16 protein-coding genes and 1 tRNA gene are annotated in these 18,601 nt (G+C 60.0%); 1 reads left to right on the forward strand and 16 read right to left on the reverse strand.

Features of this window, described 5'->3' with window-relative positions; genetic code table 11:
• Positions 1 to 4 precede the first annotated feature (4 nt).
• The 12 genes from nuoE to ACC569_RS03050 form a co-directional block, all read right to left on the reverse strand.
• On the reverse strand, positions 5 to 514 hold the full coding sequence (gene nuoE / locus ACC569_RS02995) for an NADH-quinone oxidoreductase subunit NuoE (protein WP_372522015.1): 510 nt from the start codon (positions 512 to 514) through the stop codon (positions 5 to 7).
• Positions 511 to 1,800 carry an NADH-quinone oxidoreductase subunit D gene (locus ACC569_RS03000; RefSeq protein WP_372522016.1) on the reverse strand — a complete coding sequence of 430 codons (1,290 nt, stop codon included), beginning with the start codon at positions 1,798 to 1,800 and terminating at the stop codon, positions 511 to 513. Before ACC569_RS03000 ends, nuoE begins: the two co-directional genes overlap by 4 nt.
• A gap of 727 nt (positions 1,801 to 2,527) precedes the next feature.
• Entirely contained in the window at positions 2,528 to 3,133 is a 606-nt protein-coding gene (locus tag ACC569_RS03005; protein WP_372522017.1) for an NADH-quinone oxidoreductase subunit C, read from the reverse strand.
• A 22-nt stretch (positions 3,134 to 3,155) separates the two neighbouring features.
• Positions 3,156 to 3,632 (reverse strand): NADH-quinone oxidoreductase subunit B family protein, encoded by a 477-nt coding sequence (locus ACC569_RS03010; RefSeq protein WP_372522018.1) that lies wholly within the window; start codon positions 3,630 to 3,632, stop codon positions 3,156 to 3,158.
• A 143-nt stretch (positions 3,633 to 3,775) separates the two neighbouring features.
• On the reverse strand, positions 3,776 to 4,132 hold the full coding sequence (locus ACC569_RS03015; protein WP_372522019.1) for an NADH-quinone oxidoreductase subunit A: 357 nt from the start codon (positions 4,130 to 4,132) through the stop codon (positions 3,776 to 3,778).
• Positions 4,133 to 4,522: 390 nt separating this feature from the next.
• A tRNA-Leu gene (locus ACC569_RS03020) sits at positions 4,523 to 4,607 on the reverse strand.
• 104 nt (positions 4,608 to 4,711) lie between these two features.
• Positions 4,712 to 5,062 (reverse strand): preprotein translocase subunit SecG, encoded by a 351-nt coding sequence (secG, locus tag ACC569_RS03025; protein WP_372522020.1) that lies wholly within the window; start codon positions 5,060 to 5,062, stop codon positions 4,712 to 4,714.
• Between the two features lie 100 nt (positions 5,063 to 5,162).
• Positions 5,163 to 5,915 carry a triose-phosphate isomerase gene (gene tpiA, locus ACC569_RS03030; protein ID WP_372522038.1) on the reverse strand — a complete coding sequence of 251 codons (753 nt, stop codon included), beginning with the start codon at positions 5,913 to 5,915 and terminating at the stop codon, positions 5,163 to 5,165.
• Positions 5,916 to 6,187: 272 nt separating this feature from the next.
• A complete protein-coding gene (gene glmM / locus ACC569_RS03035; protein ID WP_372522039.1) occupies positions 6,188 to 7,540 on the reverse strand; it encodes a phosphoglucosamine mutase in 1,353 nt (450 codons plus the stop codon).
• 22 nt (positions 7,541 to 7,562) lie between these two features.
• On the reverse strand, positions 7,563 to 8,396 hold the full coding sequence (gene folP / locus ACC569_RS03040; protein WP_372522021.1) for a dihydropteroate synthase: 834 nt from the start codon (positions 8,394 to 8,396) through the stop codon (positions 7,563 to 7,565).
• A 77-nt stretch (positions 8,397 to 8,473) separates the two neighbouring features.
• Entirely contained in the window at positions 8,474 to 10,381 is a 1,908-nt protein-coding gene (gene ftsH / locus ACC569_RS03045) for an ATP-dependent zinc metalloprotease FtsH (protein ID WP_372522022.1), read from the reverse strand.
• 98 nt (positions 10,382 to 10,479) lie between these two features.
• A complete protein-coding gene (locus tag ACC569_RS03050) occupies positions 10,480 to 11,103 on the reverse strand; it encodes an RlmE family RNA methyltransferase (protein WP_372522023.1) in 624 nt (207 codons plus the stop codon).
• 107 nt (positions 11,104 to 11,210) lie between these two features.
• On the opposite strand from ACC569_RS03050, the gene yhbY reads away from it, so the two are divergent.
• Positions 11,211 to 11,504 (forward strand): ribosome assembly RNA-binding protein YhbY, encoded by a 294-nt coding sequence (yhbY, locus tag ACC569_RS03055; RefSeq protein ID WP_372522024.1) that lies wholly within the window; start codon positions 11,211 to 11,213, stop codon positions 11,502 to 11,504.
• Positions 11,505 to 11,530: 26 nt separating this feature from the next.
• Here yhbY and greA read toward each other — a convergent pair whose 3' ends face one another.
• The 4 genes from greA to ACC569_RS03075 all read right to left on the reverse strand — a co-directional run bounded on the left by greA (position 11,531) and on the right by ACC569_RS03075 (position 18,515).
• Positions 11,531 to 12,007 carry a transcription elongation factor GreA gene (gene greA / locus ACC569_RS03060; protein ID WP_372522025.1) on the reverse strand — a complete coding sequence of 159 codons (477 nt, stop codon included), beginning with the start codon at positions 12,005 to 12,007 and terminating at the stop codon, positions 11,531 to 11,533.
• Complete coding sequence (gene carB / locus ACC569_RS03065) at positions 12,004 to 15,228, reverse strand: carbamoyl-phosphate synthase large subunit (RefSeq protein ID WP_372522026.1); 3,225 nt, start codon at positions 15,226 to 15,228, stop codon at positions 12,004 to 12,006. Before carB ends, greA begins: the two co-directional genes overlap by 4 nt.
• A gap of 49 nt (positions 15,229 to 15,277) precedes the next feature.
• Positions 15,278 to 16,468 carry a glutamine-hydrolyzing carbamoyl-phosphate synthase small subunit gene (gene carA / locus ACC569_RS03070; RefSeq protein WP_372522027.1) on the reverse strand — a complete coding sequence of 397 codons (1,191 nt, stop codon included), beginning with the start codon at positions 16,466 to 16,468 and terminating at the stop codon, positions 15,278 to 15,280.
• Positions 16,469 to 16,739: 271 nt separating this feature from the next.
• Positions 16,740 to 18,515: a putative bifunctional diguanylate cyclase/phosphodiesterase gene (locus ACC569_RS03075; RefSeq protein WP_372522028.1), complete on the reverse strand. Its 1,776-nt coding sequence runs from the start codon at positions 18,513 to 18,515 to the stop codon at positions 16,740 to 16,742.
• Positions 18,516 to 18,601: the final 86 nt, after the last annotated feature.

An 18,601-nucleotide genomic window follows, 5' to 3' on the forward strand; every position in this document is an offset into this window, starting at 1 on the left:
GGCGCTATTCCAGCTTGTCCAGGATCTCGTCCACCTTTTCAGGCGTGAGATGCTCGTGATAGGTCTTGTCGACCATCATCATCGGCGCGCCGCCGCAGGCGCCCAGACACTCGACCTCTTTCAGGGTGAATTTGCCGCCGGCTGACGTTTCGCCCGGCTTGATACCGAGCCTCGTTTCCAGATGATTCATGATGCGATGGGAGCCGTTCAGCAGGCAGGAGATGTTGGTGCACACGCAAACCTTGTGGCGTCCCACCGGCTTCAGGTCATACATGGTGTAGAAGGTCGCGACTTCATGCACGGCAATCGCCGGCATTTCGAGATATTCCGCCACCGCCTCGATCAGGTCGGCCGGGAGCCAGCCGCCGTTCTGTTCCTGCGCGATGCGCAGCGCCGCCATCACCGCCGCCCGCTTGCGGTCCGGAGGATACTTGGCGATCTCGCGGTCGATCTCGGTGCGCGATGGCACCGACAACAGTCCGATCTTCGAGTCCGGTCTGGACTGGGCGTTCATCGGTCGATGTCTCCGAAAACGATGTCGAGCGTGCCGATCACCGCGACCACGTCGGCGATCATGTGGCCGCGGGTCAATTCATCCATCGCCGACAAATGCGCGAAGCCGGCGGTGCGGATCTTCACGCGGTACGGTTTGTTGGCGCCGTCCGAGATCATGTACACGCCGAATTCGCCCTTGGGGTGCTCGACCGCCGCGTAGGTCTCGCCCGCGGGCACGCAGTAACCCTCGGTGAAGAGCTTGAAGTGATGGATGAGCGACTCCATGTCGTCCTTCATCTTCTCGCGCGGTGGTGGCGCCACCTTGCGGTCATCGATCATCACCGGTCCCGGATTCCGGCGCAGCCACTCCACGCACTGGCGGATGATGCGGTTGGACTGGCGCATTTCCTCGATGCGCACCAGATAACGGTCGTAGCAGTCGCCGTTGACACCGACGGGGATGTCGAAATCCAGGCGATCGTAAACCTCGTACGGCTGCTTCTTGCGCAGGTCCCACTCGACGCCCGAGCCGCGCAACATGGGGCCGGTGAATCCGAGCTGCAAGGCACGTTCGGGCGAGATCACGCCGATCCCGACGGTGCGCTGTTTCCAGATACGGTTGTCGGTGAGCAGCATTTCATACTCATCGATATGTTTTGGGAAATGCTCGGTGAAATCCCAGATGAAATCGAGCAACGAGCCCTCGCGGTTGGCGTTCAGCCGCGCGATTTTATTCGCGTCGCGCAGTTTGGACGGCTGATACTGCGGCATGCTGTCGGGCAGGTCGCGGTAAACACCGCCCGGGCGATAATAGGTAGCGTGCATACGCGCGCCGGACACCGCTTCGTAGCAATCGAACAGGTCCTCGCGCTCGCGGAAGCAGTAAAGAAACACGGTCATCGCGCCGACGTCCAGGGCGTGCGCGCTGAGCCAGAACAGGTGATTGAGCAGGCGCGTAATCTCGTCGAACAGCACGCGGATATACTGGGCACGGAGCGGCGGCTCGATCGCGAGCAGCTTCTCGATCGCCAGCACATAACCATGTTCGCTGCACATCATCGAGATGTAATCGAGGCGATCCATGTAGCCGATGGACTGGTTGTAGGGCTTGGACTCGGCCAGTTTTTCGGTGCCGCGGTGCAGCAGGCCGATGTGCGGGTCGGCGCGCTGGATGACTTCGCCATCCAATTCAAGCACGAGACGCAGCACGCCGTGCGCGGCCGGGTGTTGAGGTCCGAAGTTCATTGTGTAATTTCTGATCTCGGCCACGATGCTCAATTCCTGTCGAGCCCGCTTCGCGGACATTCAAAAACTAATTGCGGGTGGCTCCGCCCCTGCACCCTGGGTTCCTTTCTCTTGCTTGTCCAAGAGAAAGGAACCAAAGAGAAGGACACCCGGTCGCTTCGCCGCGCAAAATACGCGCGGTCCCCTGCGCGCCTCGCTTCGGCCGTGCGCTCGCCTAACTCGCCGAGCGCAAACAACGCGCCTCGGGCTCGATCAAAAGTCTCGCGAAAACACCCGGCCTCGCTCGGTGCTCGGCTCGCTCCGACGGGGACAGGAGCAACCCACCTCAGGCCTTCGCTCGGAGGTGTTTTCAAAACCCGTATGGCGCGCCCGAGCCCCGTAAGGCTTTGGGCGAGCGCCCGCAGGGGCGCAGACAGGGATGTCTGCGCCTGCCCCGCCGCGACAGGATGTCGCGTCGGGGCAGCGCGGGACCCAAAGCCGCGGAGGCGAGGGAGTCTTTGCGCCATCCGGGGCGTGCTTTCTTTGGTTTCTTTGACCCGCGCCATCCGTGGCGCGGGCCCTGCGGGCGCGCTGTGCGCGCCCAATTTTGCTCCCGGCAAAATTGTCTTTGCACGAGCGAAGACAAATTCGACGGGATCGAATTTGAGCAGCCGCAGGCTGCCCGAAGGGCGCGGGCCAGGGACGGCCCGCGCTAAAGATACCCGCCCGCGGTGCGGGGAACCGCAAGTAGCGTTTGATCGCGGCCACAGGCCGCTCGACATGTAACGACGAATCTCAACCATTATGCTCAACCCTTGGCAAAGCCTTCCTCGCGTATGACGCGAGGAACCAGAACGCGCGGTTCGATGGAAACCGGCTCGTAAATGACGCGTTTCTTCTCGGCGTCGTAGCGCATCTCGACATGTCCGATGAGCGGGAAATCCTTGCGAAACGGATGCCCGATGAAACCGTAATCAGTGAGGATGCGACGCAGGTCCGGATGCCCTTCGAACACGATGCCGAAGAGATCGAACGCCTCGCGTTCATACCAGTTGGCTGAATTCCAGATACCGGTCACGGAGGCGATCATTGGACTCTCGTCGTCCAGATAAGCGCGCAGACACAAGCGCCGATTGTGTCTGAGCGACAGCAGGTGATAAACCGCGGCGAAACGCGGTCCTTTCCTCGGCCCGGTCGGCGATTCGCGGCCGTAATCGAGATAATCCACGCCGCATACGTCTATGAGTTGCTCGAAGGCGAACGCCGGGTCGTCACGCAGCGTGCGGCATATCTCGGCGATCCGGTCACGGCGAATGTCCAGCGTGAGCTGCCCAACAAACTCATGGACAGCCGTTATCGACTCGCCGAACATTTCTTGGGCGTGAGCGGCAAGGTCCTGATGCGTATCAGTCATGATGAGCATTCCCCAGGCGGCATCAGCGGGCGATGGTGTTGGTACGGCGAATCTTATTCTGGAGCTGGATGATACCGTAGAGCAGGGCTTCGGCCGTCGGCGGACAGCCGGGAACGTACACATCCACCGGCACGATGCGGTCACAACCGCGCACCACGGAATAGGAATAATGGTAATAACCGCCGCCGTTGGCGCAGGAGCCCATGGAGATCACCCAACGCGGTTCGGCCATTTGGTCATAGACCTTGCGCAGTGCCGGCGCCATCTTGTTGACGAGCGTGCCGGCCACGATCATGACATCCGACTGGCGCGGGCTGGGACGGAAGACGATACCGAAGCGATCCATGTCGTAACGCGAAGCCGCGGCATGCATCATTTCGATCGCGCAGCAGGCCAGCCCGAAGGTTATGGGCCAGAGCGAACCGGTGCGCGCGGCGTTGATCAATTTATCCGCATGCGTCGTTACCCAGCCTTTTTCCAATACGCCTTCAATGCCCACGGTATCTCTCCACAATACAGCCCACCCTCGCCGCCTCCGAAAAGCTGTGCAAGACGGAAGTGAATTGGCGTCGGCGGCCTGCAACATTCGCGACGGTTGCATCCCCGCGCTGCGCGCGGGGTCCCTGCGCCCTGCTCATGTCGCTACTCCCATTCGAGCGCACCTTTCTTCCATTCGTAGATGAAGCCGACGACGAGGATACCCAGAAAAATCATCATGGAGAGGAAACCGAACAAGCCGACTTCATTGAGCGCCACCGCCCACGGAAACAGGAACGCGATTTCGAGATCGAAGATAATGAACAGGATGGCGACAAGGTAATAACGCACGTCGAATTTCATGCGCGCGTCCTCGAACGCTTCAAAACCGCATTCGTAGGGAGAGAGTTTCGCTTTGTCCGGGCGATGCGGCCCCAGCAGCCGCCCGGCCAATACGATAACGCTGCCCATGATCAGGGCAACGCCGATAAAAATCAGGATGGGGAGATAACCTTGCAGCATCCGAGCCCCGGGAATTCGCGTTATTGCGGCGGCATGACTCCACCTGAAGTGCGGACCCCGCTAAACAGGGTCGTGCCTTCAACCTAAGACGCCTTGCCGCCGCAATAACAAGCAATCTTAAGAGAGTTATTAATTATTGATCCGGCCTACGATTACCAGAAATACTGCTGGAATTCGTTGCTTTCGTTTCAATTACATCCATGCCGGATCAATAATTAGAAGTCCGGCGAGTCTAGGCTTTCGCTGCAAAGAATGTCAAGCAAACGACTGCCTCACAAACTTATGCTCTTCAAAGGGTTAAGCTACTTTTAGGGGTATTAAAAACGCCTATGGATACGCCGCGGGCGAGCGCGGTTCGCGTGTCAATAAACGACGGGGTGGAAATTAAAATGGTGCCGAAGGTGGGACTCGAACCCACACGGCTTTCGCCACTACCACCTCAAGGTAGCGTGTATACCAATTTCACCACTTCGGCGCGTGAGAACAAATTCTATCCACAGAGTACACAGAGGAATACTGATCTAAATAGAAGGGTATTTTTTACTTCGTGCCCTCGTGATCTCTGTGGCATTAATAAAACTATTTTGGCACTTCCGGTGCCTTGGGTGCCGCGGGCACTTCGGCGGGCAGCGTCGGTGTTTCCACTTTCGCCGGCTGCTCCGTGATCACGCTTTTCGTCACGCTCGCCGGCGTCGTCGCGTGTTGCGCATACAACCAGGCCAACCCGAGGTTGGAGAGGAAAAACACCGTCGCGAGGATCGCCGTCGTCCGCGTCAGAAAATTGGCCGAACCGCGGCTGCCGAACAACGTCTGCGAGGCACCGCTGCCAAAGGCCGCGCCGATGTCCGCGCCCTTGCCCTGCTGCAGCAGGATCAGGCCGATCAGCCCCACGGCCGAGATAACGTCAATCACCAATACCAGGTCTTTCATAAATGTAGCCCTACTCCGCTTCGCTGCGTTCGTCTTGCCATAAGAGCAGTAGCCCTACTCCGCTTCGCTTCGTTCGTCCTGTCATAATATATCTGTCTCCTCAGTCAGCGGCACGGCAGATCGTCAGGAACTCCTCCACCTGCAACGACGCCCCACCGATCAAACCGCCATCGATATCCGGCTGGGCCAGAAGTTCCTTGGCGTTACTGCTCTTCATGCTGCCGCCGTAAAGAATACGTATGTTATCCGCCACCACCTCGTCATGGGACGCCAGCCGGCTGCGGATGAAGCGGTGCACGTCCTGCGCCTGCTGGGGTGTGGCGGTCTTGCCGGTGCCGATGGCCCATACGGGTTCATAGGCGATCACGGCGTTTCTGAAACTGCCGATGCCATGCTTGTCAATCACCGCGTCCAGCTGGCGCGCCACCACCGTTTCAGTCTGATTCGCCTCCCGCTCCTGAAGGGTCTCACCCACGCAAAGGATAGGGATCAGGTTCACGGTCTGGGCAGCGCCATACTTTTCCGCCACCAGCGCATCATTCTCGCCATACAGCGTGCGACGTTCGGAATGGCCGACAATAACATAAGTACAGCCGTAATCCTTGAGCATGGGACCGGAAACCTCGCCGGTGTAGGCGCCAGACTTGTGCGCGCTGAGATTCTGCCCGCCCCAGGCAATGGCGCTGCCAGCCAGTTTCTCGGCCGCGAGCGGAATCAGCACATACGGGGGGCACACGGCCACTTCCGCCTTGGACGCGGAACTCATCCCCTTTTTAACTCCCTGCAGCAGCGCCGCGGACTCTGTCCGCGAGCCGTTCATTTTCCAATTACCCGCCACCAGCGACCGGCGCATGCCCATGGGAACCCCGTGTTCGTATTAGATTTGCTGAAAAACGGGCGCGATGTTACCGATGCCGGCCCCAGAATGCAATTTTATAAGGGTTTTAAACCGCCAAGACGCCAAGGAAAAATTAAATCAAATCATGATTTACTTGAATTGCGCCGGCCAAAAACAGGAAATACCGGTTAAGGTTTGAAAACAGCCGATTAAAAATAATCTCCCTTGCTCGCGCTCAACATTTCTTGCTTTCTTGGCGTACTTGGCGTCTTGGCGGTTTATTTGCATTACGCCGCTTCTTCGGCGGCACGCCTGACGGTTTCGGCGAGACTGCGGGAGAGGCGCTCGACTTGCGCCACGTCGCGACCTTCAACCATCACGCGCACCACGGGCTCGGTGCCCGAGGCACGCAGCACCACGCGCCCGCTGTCCGCCAGCTCGCCCTCGACCGCCTTGATGGCCTGCTGCACGCGCGGCGATTCTTTTACGTCGAAGCGCTGGCTCATGCGCACGTTGATCATGACCTGCGGATAGATATCAAGCCCGCTTCTGAGCTCAGCAAGGGTCTTGCCCGACTCGCGCATCGCCGCCAGCACCTGCAGCCCGGCGATGATGCCATCGCCCGTGGTGCTGCGATCGAGGCAGATGATATGGCCGGAAGTCTCGCCGCCCAGTTCCCAACCCTGCTCGTTCAGCATGTTCAATACATAGCGGTCACCCACCGCCGCACGCTGGAAGGGAATGCCCAGGGAACCGCAGGCATGCTCCAGGCCAAGATTAGTCATGAGCGTGCCGACGACACCACCCCGCAGTCGACCCGCCCGCTTCCGGTCCGTGGCGATGATGTAGAGCAGGTGGTCGCCATCCACGATCTCACCCTGCCTGTCCACCATGATCAACCGGTCACCGTCGCCGTCCAGCGCAATCCCGAGATCGGCTTTGTGCGCCAGCACGGTCTTCTTGAGAAAAATCGGGAAGGTCGCGCCACACTGGCGGTTGATGTTAAAACCGTCCGGCTCATTGGCGACCGCAATCACTTCGGCGCCGAGCTCGCTGAAGACCAGCGGTGCAAGGTGATAGGCCGCGCCGTTGGCGCAATCCACGACGATCTTGAGCCCCTCGAGATTCATACGGTGCGGGAAGGTGCTCTTGCAAAATTCGATGTAGCGCCCGCCGGCGTCGTCATAACGCTTGGCCTTGCCGAGCGCATCGGGTCCCGCGGTCGTCAGTGGCTGCTGCATCATGTCTTCGATGGCCAGCTCGACGTCATCCGGCAGCTTGGTGCCCTCCGAAGAGAAAAACTTGATGCCATTGTCGTCGTACGGATTGTGCGAGGCGGAAATCACGATACCGGCGCGGGCGCGGGCGGTGCGCGTGAGATAGGCGATCGCCGGCGTGGGCATCGGTCCGAGCAGGCGGATGTCCACGCCGGCGGCGGACAGTCCCGCCTCGAGCAGGGATTCCAGCAGATAACCGGAGACGCGCGTGTCTTTGCCGATGAGAATCTTGGCGTGATCGGTGGCGCCTTTGCCGAGTACGCGGCCGGCGGCCCAGCCGAGCTTGAGTACCGTTTCCGGCGTGATGGGTTCTTCACCCACTTTCCCGCGGACACCGTCGGTGCCGAAGTAGCGACGCTTCATGTTCATGATTCTTGTTTCTTCCTCAACATTCCGGGTACACCGCCTGCCACATGCGCAGCGCCTCGACCGTCGGACCGACATCGTGCACCCGCACGATACGGGCACTATTCTGCACCGCCATCAGGGCCAGGGCCACGCTCGCGTACAACCGCCCTTCCACCGGCAGTCCCAGCGCCTTGCCAATCAGGGATTTACGCGACAGTCCCGCCAGAATCGGCGCGCCCAGGCTTTGCAGTGTCTTCAGGCCGCGCAGTAATTCTAGATTATGCTCCAAGGTCTTGCCGAACCCAAAACCCGGGTCAATCACCAGGCGCTGCGCCGGGATACCCGCCGCCTGCGCCGCCTGCAGGCGCGCGCGCAGAAAATCGCCGATCTCGGACACCACGTCGCGGTAGCGGGGATTTTCCTGCATGCGGCGCGGCTCGCCTTGCATGTGCATGAGACAGACCGGGACATGCAGCGATGCCGCCGCCTCCAGCGCGCCTTCGTCGCGCAGCGCTCGGACATCATTGATAAATCCCGCGCCCGCGGCGACCGCCGCGCGCATGACTTCGGGCTTCGAGGTGTCGATCGAAATGGGCAGGGAAATTTTCCCGCGCAACGCTTCGATCACCGGAATGACGCGATCCATTTCTTCCCGCGCCGAGACCGGTTGCGCGCCGGGTCGGGTGGATTCGCCGCCGATGTCGATGATATCGGCCCCTTCTTCCGCCATCCGGAGGGCGTGTGCGACCGCGTTTTCGCGGGACAAAAAAACACCCCCGTCCGAAAAGGAGTCGGGGGTGACGTTCAGAATTCCCATCACGGCGGGGCGGCTTAGGTCCAGTGGCCGGCCGCCACAGTCGAGTACGTTCATAACGACAGTAAAAAGTTAAAAGTGCAAAGTGAAGGAACAAAACTCTTCACTTTTCACCATACACTTTTCGCTGCTTTTCAGTGCTCGCCGGCGGGTGCGTCGAGACGCGGCTTGACGGCTTTGCCGCTCGGCTTCTTCGGGCTGCCAGCATCGTCCTTGGGCGAGCCGCCCAGGTCTGCCGGCGGTCGCGGTTCCTTGCCGGCCATGATGGCGTTTATCTGCTCGGAGTCCAGCGTCTCCCACTCGAGCAACGACTTCGTCATCTTCTCGACCTTGTCGCGGTTCTCCTCGATGATGGCGCGCGCCCTGGCGTACTGCTCGTCGATGATGCGGCGGATTTCCTTGTCAACGACCTCGGCCACGGCGTTGCTCATGTTCTTGTGCGTCATCACGTCGCGCCCGAGAAATATTTCACTCTGGTTATCGCCGTAGACGCGTGTGCCGAGCACGTCGGACATGCCCCAGCGCATGACCATGTTGCGCGCGAGGTCGGTGGCGCGCTCGAAGTCGTTGGACGCACCGGTGGTCATTTGATGCATGAATATCTCTTCCGCGATGCGGCCGCCCATCAGTACCGAGATGGTCGAAAGCAGGCTTTCACGGTCATGACTGTAACGGTCCTCGGTGGGCAACTGCATGGTGACGCCCAGCGCGCGACCGCGCGGAATGATGGTCACCTTGTGCACCGGATCGGTGTTCGGAATGGACTTCGCCACCACCGTGTGGCCGGATTCGTGATACGCCGTGTTCATGCGCTCCTTCTCCGGCATGACAATCGAGCGGCGCTCGGCGCCCATCACCACCTTGTCCTTGGCCTTCTCGAAATCCACCATGTCCACGAGCCGCTTGTTGGCGCGCGCGGCAAACAGCGCCGCTTCGTTGACGAGGTTCGCGAGGTCGGCGCCGGAGAAACCGGGCGTGCCACGGGCGATAATATTGGCGTCCACGTCATCCGCCACCGGTACCTTGCGCATGTGCACCTTGAGAATCTGCTCGCGTCCGCGAATATCGGGCAGCGGCACGTACACCTGGCGATCGAAACGGCCCGGACGCAACAGCGCCGGGTCGAGCACGTCCGGACGGTTGGTCGCGGCGATCACGATCACGCCCTCGGTGCCTTCAAAGCCGTCCATTTCCACCAGCAGCTGGTTAAGCGTCTGTTCGCGTTCGTCGTGACCGCCGCCCAGACCGGCGCCGCGCTGGCGACCGACCGCGTCGATTTCGTCGATGAAGATGATGCAGGGCGCGTGTTTCTTCGCCTGCTCGAACATGTCGCGCACGCGCGAGGCACCGACACCGACGAACATCTCGACAAAGTCGGAACCGGAAATGGAGAAAAACGGCACTTTGGCCTCGCCGGCGATGGCCTTGGCCAGCAGCGTCTTGCCGGTGCCCGGGCTGCCGGTCATGAGCACACCCTTGGGAATACGCCCGCCCAGCTTCTGAAACTTGGACGGGTCGCGCAGGAACTCCACGAGTTCGCCCACTTCTTCCTTGGCTTCCTCGACACCGGCGACGTCGTCGAACGTGATCTTGTTCTGCTCTTCGCTCAACATGCGCGCCTTGCTTTTTCCGAAGCTCATGGCGCCGCGGCCGCCCATGCCGCCCTGCATCTGGCGCATGAAGAAAACCCACACGCCGACAAGCAGCAGCAGCGGGAACCAGTTGATGAAGATGGTCAGCAGCAGTGACTGCTCTTCCTGTGGTTTGGCATCGAACACCACCCCGTGATCGATCAGGTCACCGACCATGCCCGGATCGCCGGGAGAATAAGTCGTAAACGATTCGTTGTTCTTGAGCTTGCCGATGACCTCACGGCCCTGAATGGTGACGCGCTCGACTTCGTTCTGCCTCACCTTCTGGATGAAGGCGGAATATTCCAGCGGATGGGTGGTCTGTTGGCGATTGCCGAAATTGTTGAACACCGACATCAGCACGATGGCGATGACGAGCCATAACAGCAGATTCTTGGTGAGATTGTTCAAGTCTTGCCTCTTTGTCTTGGCGCACGCCGTTATTGGCGGCGCCTGTGTCTCAATGAGCCCATTTTCCTACGCCGTCCGCTCACATACAACGACGGGGATCAGGCGCCCTTAAATCCCTTTCCCAGCAGATAAATTTCACGGCTCTCGGCGCGCGATGCCTGCGGTTTGCGCGACATGAGCTTCCCGAAACGCCGGCGCATCCGGGCATGCAATTCGTTAAACCCTGCACCCTGAAAGGTCTTAATCATCAGGTCACCGCCCGGCTTCAGAGCTTTGTCAGCAAAATCCAGCGCCAGTTCCGCCAATCCGATGCTGCGTGCCTGATCGACGGAGGGCACACCACTCATATTGGGGGCCATGTCCGAGATTACAAGATCCACGGGTTTGCCCTGGAGACGCTGCATCAACAAGTCTAGCACCGGCTGTTCCGTGAAATCGCCCTCGATGAATTCCACGCCGACAATCGGCTCCATCGGCAGGATGTCCAGCGCCAGCACCCGTCCAGACTCACCCACACGACCCTTGACATACTGGGACCAGCCTCCGGGCGCGGCGCCCAGATCTACCACCGTCATGCCCGGGTAAAGCAGATGATCCCGACGGTCAATTTCCTCGAGTTTGTAAATCGCGCGCGAACGGGCGCCTTCCTGGCGCGCGCGCTTGACGTATTTGTCCTTGGCATTACGCGCCAGCCAGCGCTGGCTGCTTTTAGTGCGGGGCATGGGGGGATGGACGACGCTGCGGTATGATGCGCGGTTTCATGTCACTCACGTAGCGATCATTATATGATGACAAGACGAACGAGCGTAGCGAGTAGGGCTTCATTTTCATGGCATTGAACGTAAAACAGCGGAAACATCTGAAAGCGCTGGCCCATCACCGCAAGCCCGTGGTGCAGGTGGGCAACGCCGGCATCACCGCCGCGGTGATCAAGGAAATCGAAGTGGCGCTCGGGCACCATGAATTGCTCAAAATCCGGCTGCCGGGCGCGGCGCGCGAAGCGCGCACGGAAATGCTGAAAAAAATCTGCGCGGCCACCGGGGCCGATGCCGTTCAGGAAATCGGGCGCATGGCGGTCATATACTGCCCGGCGGAAAAACCACGTCTGAAACTTCCAGAATAATTATAGATAAAAAAAATAGACAGGACTCAAACGTACCGGATGTCTAGGATCTCGTAAGTGTGCACGCCACCGGGCACCTGCACCTCGACCACGTCACCCAGTTCCTTGCCGATAAGCGCGCGGGCGATAGGTGAGCTGATGGAAATCATGCCTTGCGCGATGTTGGCCTCGAAATCGCCGACGATCTGATAGGTCACGTCCTGACCGGACTGTTCATCTTTAAGACTGAGCGTTGCCCCGAACACGACCCGGCCGCCGGCGTTGACCGTCTTCGGATCGATGACCTGCGCGGTGGCGAGCTTCATGTCGAGCTCGGCGATGCGTCCCTCGACGAAACCCTGCTGCTCCTTGGCCGCGTGATATTCGGCGTTCTCCGAAAGATCGCCGTGTGCGCGCGCCTCGGCGATAGCCTGGATGATGCGCGGACGTTCACTCGTCTTCAGACGGTGAAGTTCGACCTTCAGCTTTTCCGCGCCGGTAATGGTCATTGGCGTTTTTTTCATGCCAACTCCTTGTGCAGATCCTGCAGCCGGTTCACGCGAATATCCCCGGCCGCACGGTGCGCCTCGCAGGCGGCGCGCGCGGCGGCCAGCGTGGTGTAGTTCGTCACCTTGTGCTGCAGCGCCTCGCGGCGGATGGCGTAGGAATCGGCGAGGCTTTGCTTGTCTGAAACGGTATTGATAATTATATCAATCTCGTCGTTCATGATCATGTCAATAATGTTCGGCCGCCCCTCGGACAGCTTGCTGACCGCGCGCGCCGCCACGCCCCCCTGCTCCAGCACCGCGGCCGTGCCGCGGGTGGCTAAAATCTCGAAACCGTTCTGGCTGAAGTAACGCGCCACGGCGACCACGCCCTTCTGGTCAGGGTCGCGCACGCTGATGAACACGCGCCCGCTGTTCGGAATCGGACTGCCCGCGGCGATCTGGGATTTGGTAAACGCCTCGCCGAAGCTGCGACCCACGCCCATGACCTCACCGGTGGATTTCATCTCGGGCCCGAGTACCGTGTCCACGCCGGGGAACTTGATGAACGGAAACACGGCCTCCTTGACCGAATAATAGGAAGGCACTATCTCTTCCGTCACGCCCTGTTTCTTCAGCGACTGCCCCACCATGCAGCGTGCCGCGATCTTGGCCAGCGGCCGGCCAGTGGCCTTGGAAACGTAGGGTACGGTGCGCGAAGCGCGCGGATTCACTTCCAGCACGTATACCTTGCCGTTTTGAATGGCGAACTGGACGTTCATCAGCCCGATGACCTTGAGCGCCTTGGCCATTTTGACGGTCTGTTGGCGCAGCTCATCCTGAATTTTCTTCGACAGGGAAAATGGCGGCAGCGAGCAGGCCGAATCGCCGGAATGCACGCCGGCTTCCTCGATATGCTCCATGATGCCGCCGATCACGACCTGCTTGCCGTCGGAGATGGCATCAACATCGACTTCCGTCGCGTCATTGAGAAATCGATCCAGCAGCACCGGCGAATCCTCGGACACGCGCACCGCCACGCGCATGTAGGTTTCCAGGTCCTCGCGCGCGTGCACGATTTCCATGGCGCGCCCGCCGAGCACGTAGGAAGGACGCACCACCAGCGGGTAGCCGATCTTGTCCGCGAGTTTCACCGCCTCCTGCGTGGTCCGGGCGGTGGCGTTCGGCGGCTGCGCCAGTTTCAGCTTGTGTATCAGCTTCTGGAAGCGCTCGCGGTCCTCGGCGACGTCGATGGACTCGGGACTGGTGCCGATGATTGGGGCGCCCGCCGCTTCAAGCCCGCGCGCCAGCTTGAGCGGCGTCTGGCCGCCGTACTGCACGATCACGCCTTCGGGTTTCTCCAGATGAATGATCTCGAGCACGTCTTCCAGCGTCAGCGGCTCGAAGTACAACCGGTCAGAGGTGTCGTAATCCGTGGACACGGTCTCCGGGTTGCAGTTGATCATGATGGTCTGGTAACCATCATCGCGTAGCGCGAACGAGGCGTGTACGCAACAATAATCGAACTCGATCCCCTGCCCGATGCGATTCGGCCCGCCACCGAGCACGATGATCTTTTTCTTCTTCTCGGGCGCAGCCTCGCACTCTTCTTCGTAAGTGGAGTACATGTAGGCCGTGGCGGAGGCAAACTCGGCGGCGCAGGAATCCACGCGCTTGTACACCGGGCGCACCTTGGCCGAATGCCGCCACTTGCGCGCCTGCTTTTCCGTCACCCCCAGCAGTTGCGCCAGACGGCGGTCGGAAAACCCCTTGCGCTTCCAGGCACGCCAGGTATCGGCCGAAGGCTTTTTCTTGCCGTGTTTCGCGATCACCTTTTCTGTCCCGACAAGATCCGCGATTTGCGCCAGAAACCAGGGGTCGATATGACACAGGTCGTGAATTTCCTGCTGGCTCATGCCGGCACGGAAAGCGTCGGCCAGATGCCAGATACGTTCCGCGCCCGGCACGCGCAACGCCGTCGCCAAGCGCTTGCGCGTCTCGTCCTTGTCCTGCGCCGGATCAAGCCGGGATTCGAGTCCATAGCTTCCGGTCTCGAGCGAACGCAGCGCCTTCTGCAGCGATTCCTGGAACGTCCTTCCGATCGCCATCGCCTCGCCCACCGACTTCATCTGGGTGGTGAGCGTGGGATCGGCCTTGGGAAATTTCTCGAAGGTGAAACGCGGGACCTTGGTCACCACGTAATCGATCGTCGGTTCGAACGACGCCGGCGTCACGCCGCCGGTGATGTCGTTTCTCAACTCATCCAGCGTGTAACCGACCGCGAGCTTGGCCGCGATCTTCGCGATCGGAAAGCCCGTGGCCTTGGAGGCCAGCGCCGACGAGCGACTGACGCGCGGGTTCATCTCCACGATCACCATGCTTCCATCCTTCGGATTGATGGCGAACTGCACGTTCGAGCCGCCGGTATCCACGCCGATCTCGCGCAGGCAGGCGATGGAGGCATCGCGCATGAGCTGGTATTCCTTGTCGGTCAGCGTCTGTGCCGGCGCGACCGTAATCGAATCGCCGGTGTGCACGCCCATGGGATCGAAATTTTCGATCGAGCAGATGATGATGCAGTTGTCCTTGCGGTCGCGCACCACCTCCATCTCGAACTCCTTCCAGCCGATGATGGATTCCTCGATCAATAGCTCGCGCGTCGGCGAGGCGTCCAGTCCGCGCTCGCAGATGGCGACGAACTCGTCCTTGTTGTAGGCGATGCCGCCGCCGGCGCCGCCGAGCGTGAACGAGGGACGGATGATGACCGGGAAACCGATGGCGGCCTGTACCTGCATCGCCTCTTCCATGCTGTGGGCGACGGCGCCGCGCGCGCACTTGAGGCCGATGGACTCCATCGCTTTCTTGAACAGCTCGCGGTCTTCGGCCTTGTCGATCGCGGCGCGCGTGGCGCCGATCATCTGGACGCCGAACTTCTCCAGCACGCCCTCGCGCGCCAGATCGAGCGCGGTATTGAGCGCAGTCTGGCCGCCCATGGTCGGCAGCAGCGCGTCCGGACGCTCCTTCTCGATGATCTTGGCGATCGTCGGCCAGGTGATCGGCTCGATATAGGTGGCATCGGCCATCTCCGGATCGGTCATGATGGTGGCCGGATTGGAGTTGACCAGGATGACGCGGTAGCCCTCTTCCTTGAGCGCCTTGCAGGCCTGCGCCCCGGAATAGTCGAACTCGCAGCCCTGGCCGATGATGATCGGCCCCGCGCCGATAATCAGGATGCTTTTGATGTCAGTTCTTTTCGGCATTGGATACGATTAATTAATAGACAGGATTTTTCAGGATTAACAAGATTTTCTATTGTTTAACCAACACTGAATCTTTCCTGTCAATCCTGCGTAATCCTGTCAATCCTGTTGAATTTTTTTCCATCAGCGAAATAAACCGGTCGAACAATGGCGATACGTCATGCGGTCCGGGGCTCGCTTCCGGATGTCCCTGAAAACAAAACGCCGGTTTGTCGGTGCGTTCCAGTCCCTGCACCGAACCATCGAACAGCGAGCGGTGCGTCACGCGCAGGTTCGACGGGAGGCTGGCTTCATCCACCGCGAAGCCGTGGTTCTGACTGCTGATCAGCACACGACCCGTGTCGATCTCCAGCACCGGATGATTGGCGCCGTGATGTCCGAACTTCATCTTAACGGTGCGCGCGCCGGAGGCCAGACCCATGAGTTGATGACCGAGACAGATTCCGAACACCGGCAGGCCCGTGTCGACGATACGGCGGATCGCCTCGATGGCGTAAGCACATGGTTCGGGATCGCCGGGGCCGTTCGATAGGAACACACCATCCGGTTTCATCTTTAATATGTCTTCTGCCGAGGTCTGCGCCGGCACCACCGTCAGCCGGCAGCCGCGCGCGGCCAGCATGCGCAGGATGTTGCGCTTGATGCCGTAGTCGCAGGCGACCACGTGAAAGCGGGGATGTTCCTGCTTCGCATGGCCCTTGCCCAGTTCCCACAAACCTTCTTCCCATGCGTAAGGCTTCTTGGTGGTCACCACCTTGGCGAGGTCCATGCCCTTCAGTCCCGGGAATGCGCGCGCCACTTTCAGCGCTTCCTTCTTGTCGAGTTTGTTGCCCTTTTCCATCGCGAGGATGCATCCGTTCTGCGCGCCTTTCTCGCGCAGCAGGCGGGTAAGCCGACGCGTGTCGATGCCGGCGATGCCGACGAGCTTGTAACGACGCATGAATTCCGCCAGCGATTCCGTGGCGCGGAAGTTGCTGTGCAGGAGCGGCAGATCGCGGATCACGAGGCCCGTGGCGTACACGCCGGGGGATTCCATGTCTTCGGGATTGGCCCCGGTGTTGCCGATATGGGGATAGGTCAACGTGACGATCTGGCGCGCATAGGAAGGGTCGGTGAGGATTTCCTGGTAACCGGTCATGGCGGTGTTGAACACCACCTCGCCTATCGCCTGCCCCGGAACGCCGACAGACTCCCCGTAGAACAGAGAACCATCTTCCAGCGCAAGCAGTGCGGACGGCATAAATAAGTTACCTCTCAGCGCGCAGGCGCACAAAAACGGGAGAGGCCCCATGACGCTTCGGGTGCTTCTCTCCCGCTTCGAATGCCTAAAATAAGGGTGATTCCGGCTGAACGAGAATTTTACGTTACAGCACGGCTAGAATCAACGTGGCGTCCATCGGGCAAGATCGAGCGTTTCCGCGGCCGACGCAGCCTGCCAATACTGTCCGATGCGCGAAACCCCGCCACCGCCGCCGGTTGGCGATCCGCCGCGCGCAGCGTAATACACCACTTCAGACGAGCCGTCTCCCGTCCCGTAACATACTGGCGATATCCTCGGTTGCCACCGGCTTGCTGAACAGGTACCCCTGCGCCATGTCGCAGCCGTAGCGGCGCAGGTCCGCCAGTTGCTCCGCGGTTTCAACTCCTTCGGCGACCACTTTCAGCTTCAAGGCGCGTGCCAAAGCAATGACCGCCTGCACGATAGCGGCGTGATCCGGGTCAACCGCGGCATTGCGCACGAACGACCGGTCGATTTTCATCACCCGCAGAGAAAGCCGTTTAATGGAATCGATAAAGGAATCGCCGATGCCGTTATCCGCCAGCGCCACATGAACCCCGAGGGTATTCAACTTATCCAGCACCGTGCGATAGTTTTCCTGCCCGATACCCACCAGATTTTCAGCGGGGATATCGAGCTCCAGATCGCCCGGCGACAGACCGGTCTCCTTCAAAATATTCGTGACCAGCTCCACGAGACCCTTGCGACGAAAACGGTAGGGCGAGACATTCACCGTCATGCACAGGGACGGTAAACCGACTTTCTGCCACTGGCGGTTCTGCAGGCACGCGGTGCGAAGCACCCATTCATCCACGGAATAAACGAGCTTCGACCGTTCCAGCTGCGGCATGAAATCCTTCGCGGATATCATTCCCATTTCGGGGTGCCGCCAGCGGAGCAAGGCCTCCACGCCAATGATATTTCCGCTCAACAAGTCCAGGCGCGGCTGGTAATGCAATAACAGCTCGCCGCGCTCGAGCGCATGCTCGATCTGCGTTTCGATGAGCTTGACCGCCGCCATGCTCTCCGCCATATCGGCGCCGAAAATCTGAAAGTTGTTCCGTCCCGCCTGCTTGGCACGATACATGGCCTGATCGGAATCTTTGAGGAGGTTGGTCAGGTCCTTGTCATCCATGGGATAAATCGTGATACCGATGCTGATCGTCACATGAATTTCGTGACCATCCACATGAAACGGTTCCTGCATGACATCCAGGATCTTCTCCGCCACGATCGTGGCGTTATCGATATGCGGGATGCTTTCCAGGATGACGGTAAATTCATCGCCGCCCATGCGCGAGACCGTATCGACGTCCCGCAGGCATGAAGTAATTCTCTTGGCCACCGCTTTCAGCAATTCATCGCCGGCCTGATGGCCCAGGCCATCATTGACGTTCTTGAAGTGGTCCAGATCCAGGTACATGATCGCCACGAGTTTCTCTTCGCGATTGGCGCGCGCCAGCGCATGGGTAGCACGGTCGTGAAACAGGGCGCGCGTGGGAAGGCCGGTCAAGGCGTCGTATTGCGCGAGATAAACCAGGCGCTGTTCAGCCTGTTTCTGCGCGGTGATGTCGCGGGCTATAAGCACGAATTCCTGCAGGTCTTTATTGCCGGACTCGTGCACGGTCAGGCCAACCTGGAACGTCGCGCCGCTTTTGCGAACCCCCACCACCTCGCGCGTGCCGGTACTGATGCCGGCCGCTCCCCCGGCCCGAATATCCGTCAACAACATCTGCACGTTCTTTCCCAGCGCCTCGCCTTCCATGTAACCGAACATGCCGGCTGCCACCGGGTTGAGCATTCCGATCACACCCTGTGAATCGACGGTCATGACGGCATCGGCGATATTGTCCAGAACGGTTCGCAGGTGCTCCGTACCAGCCGGCGCCGCCGGTTTCTCGATGGAGGAAGTCGGGTTACGCAAACGCGGATACCACAGCGTCAACCACATCGTCGCGACGAAAGTAACGCCGATCGCGACGATCAAAGTTGTCAAGTCAACGTACATGATGGACGACCGTTCGGCCTGTTGAAGGCATCATGCGCATGTAGTGTCCTTGTCTCTTCTTGTTGTAAGTCAAGCATAGTCGTCTT

This window comes from Sulfuricaulis sp., assembly GCF_041499725.1.
In the GTDB taxonomy this organism is placed as follows: Bacteria; Pseudomonadota; Gammaproteobacteria; order Acidiferrobacterales; family Sulfurifustaceae; genus Sulfuricaulis.

Bases quoted from the DNA above. Each gene is read 5' to 3' on its own strand.
- secG (WP_372522020.1), bottom strand. From the start codon at position 5,062: ATGAAAGACCTGGTATTGGTGATTGACGTTATCTCGGCCGTGGGGCTG.
- ACC569_RS03075 (WP_372522028.1), bottom strand. From the start codon at position 18,515: ATGTACGTTGACTTGACAACTTTGATCGTCGCGATCGGCGTTACTTTC.
- glmM (WP_372522039.1), bottom strand. From the start codon at position 7,540: ATGAAGCGTCGCTACTTCGGCACCGACGGTGTCCGCGGGAAAGTGGGT.
- ACC569_RS03050 (WP_372522023.1), bottom strand. From the start codon at position 11,103: ATGCCCCGCACTAAAAGCAGCCAGCGCTGGCTGGCGCGTAATGCCAAG.
- nuoE (WP_372522015.1), bottom strand. From the start codon at position 514: ATGAACGCCCAGTCCAGACCGGACTCGAAGATCGGACTGTTGTCGGTG.
- ACC569_RS03015 (WP_372522019.1), bottom strand. From the start codon at position 4,132: ATGCTGCAAGGTTATCTCCCCATCCTGATTTTTATCGGCGTTGCCCTG.
- ACC569_RS03005 (WP_372522017.1), bottom strand. From the start codon at position 3,133: ATGACTGATACGCATCAGGACCTTGCCGCTCACGCCCAAGAAATGTTC.
- yhbY (WP_372522024.1), top strand. From the start codon at position 11,211: ATGGCATTGAACGTAAAACAGCGGAAACATCTGAAAGCGCTGGCCCAT.
- tpiA (WP_372522038.1), bottom strand. From the start codon at position 5,915: ATGCGCCGGTCGCTGGTGGCGGGTAATTGGAAAATGAACGGCTCGCGG.
- ACC569_RS03000 (WP_372522016.1), bottom strand. From the start codon at position 1,800: ATGTCCGCGAAGCGGGCTCGACAGGAATTGAGCATCGTGGCCGAGATC.
- greA (WP_372522025.1), bottom strand. From the start codon at position 12,007: ATGAAAAAAACGCCAATGACCATTACCGGCGCGGAAAAGCTGAAGGTC.
- folP (WP_372522021.1), bottom strand. From the start codon at position 8,396: ATGAACGTACTCGACTGTGGCGGCCGGCCACTGGACCTAAGCCGCCCC.
- carB (WP_372522026.1), bottom strand. From the start codon at position 15,228: ATGCCGAAAAGAACTGACATCAAAAGCATCCTGATTATCGGCGCGGGG.
- carA (WP_372522027.1), bottom strand. From the start codon at position 16,468: ATGCCGTCCGCACTGCTTGCGCTGGAAGATGGTTCTCTGTTCTACGGG.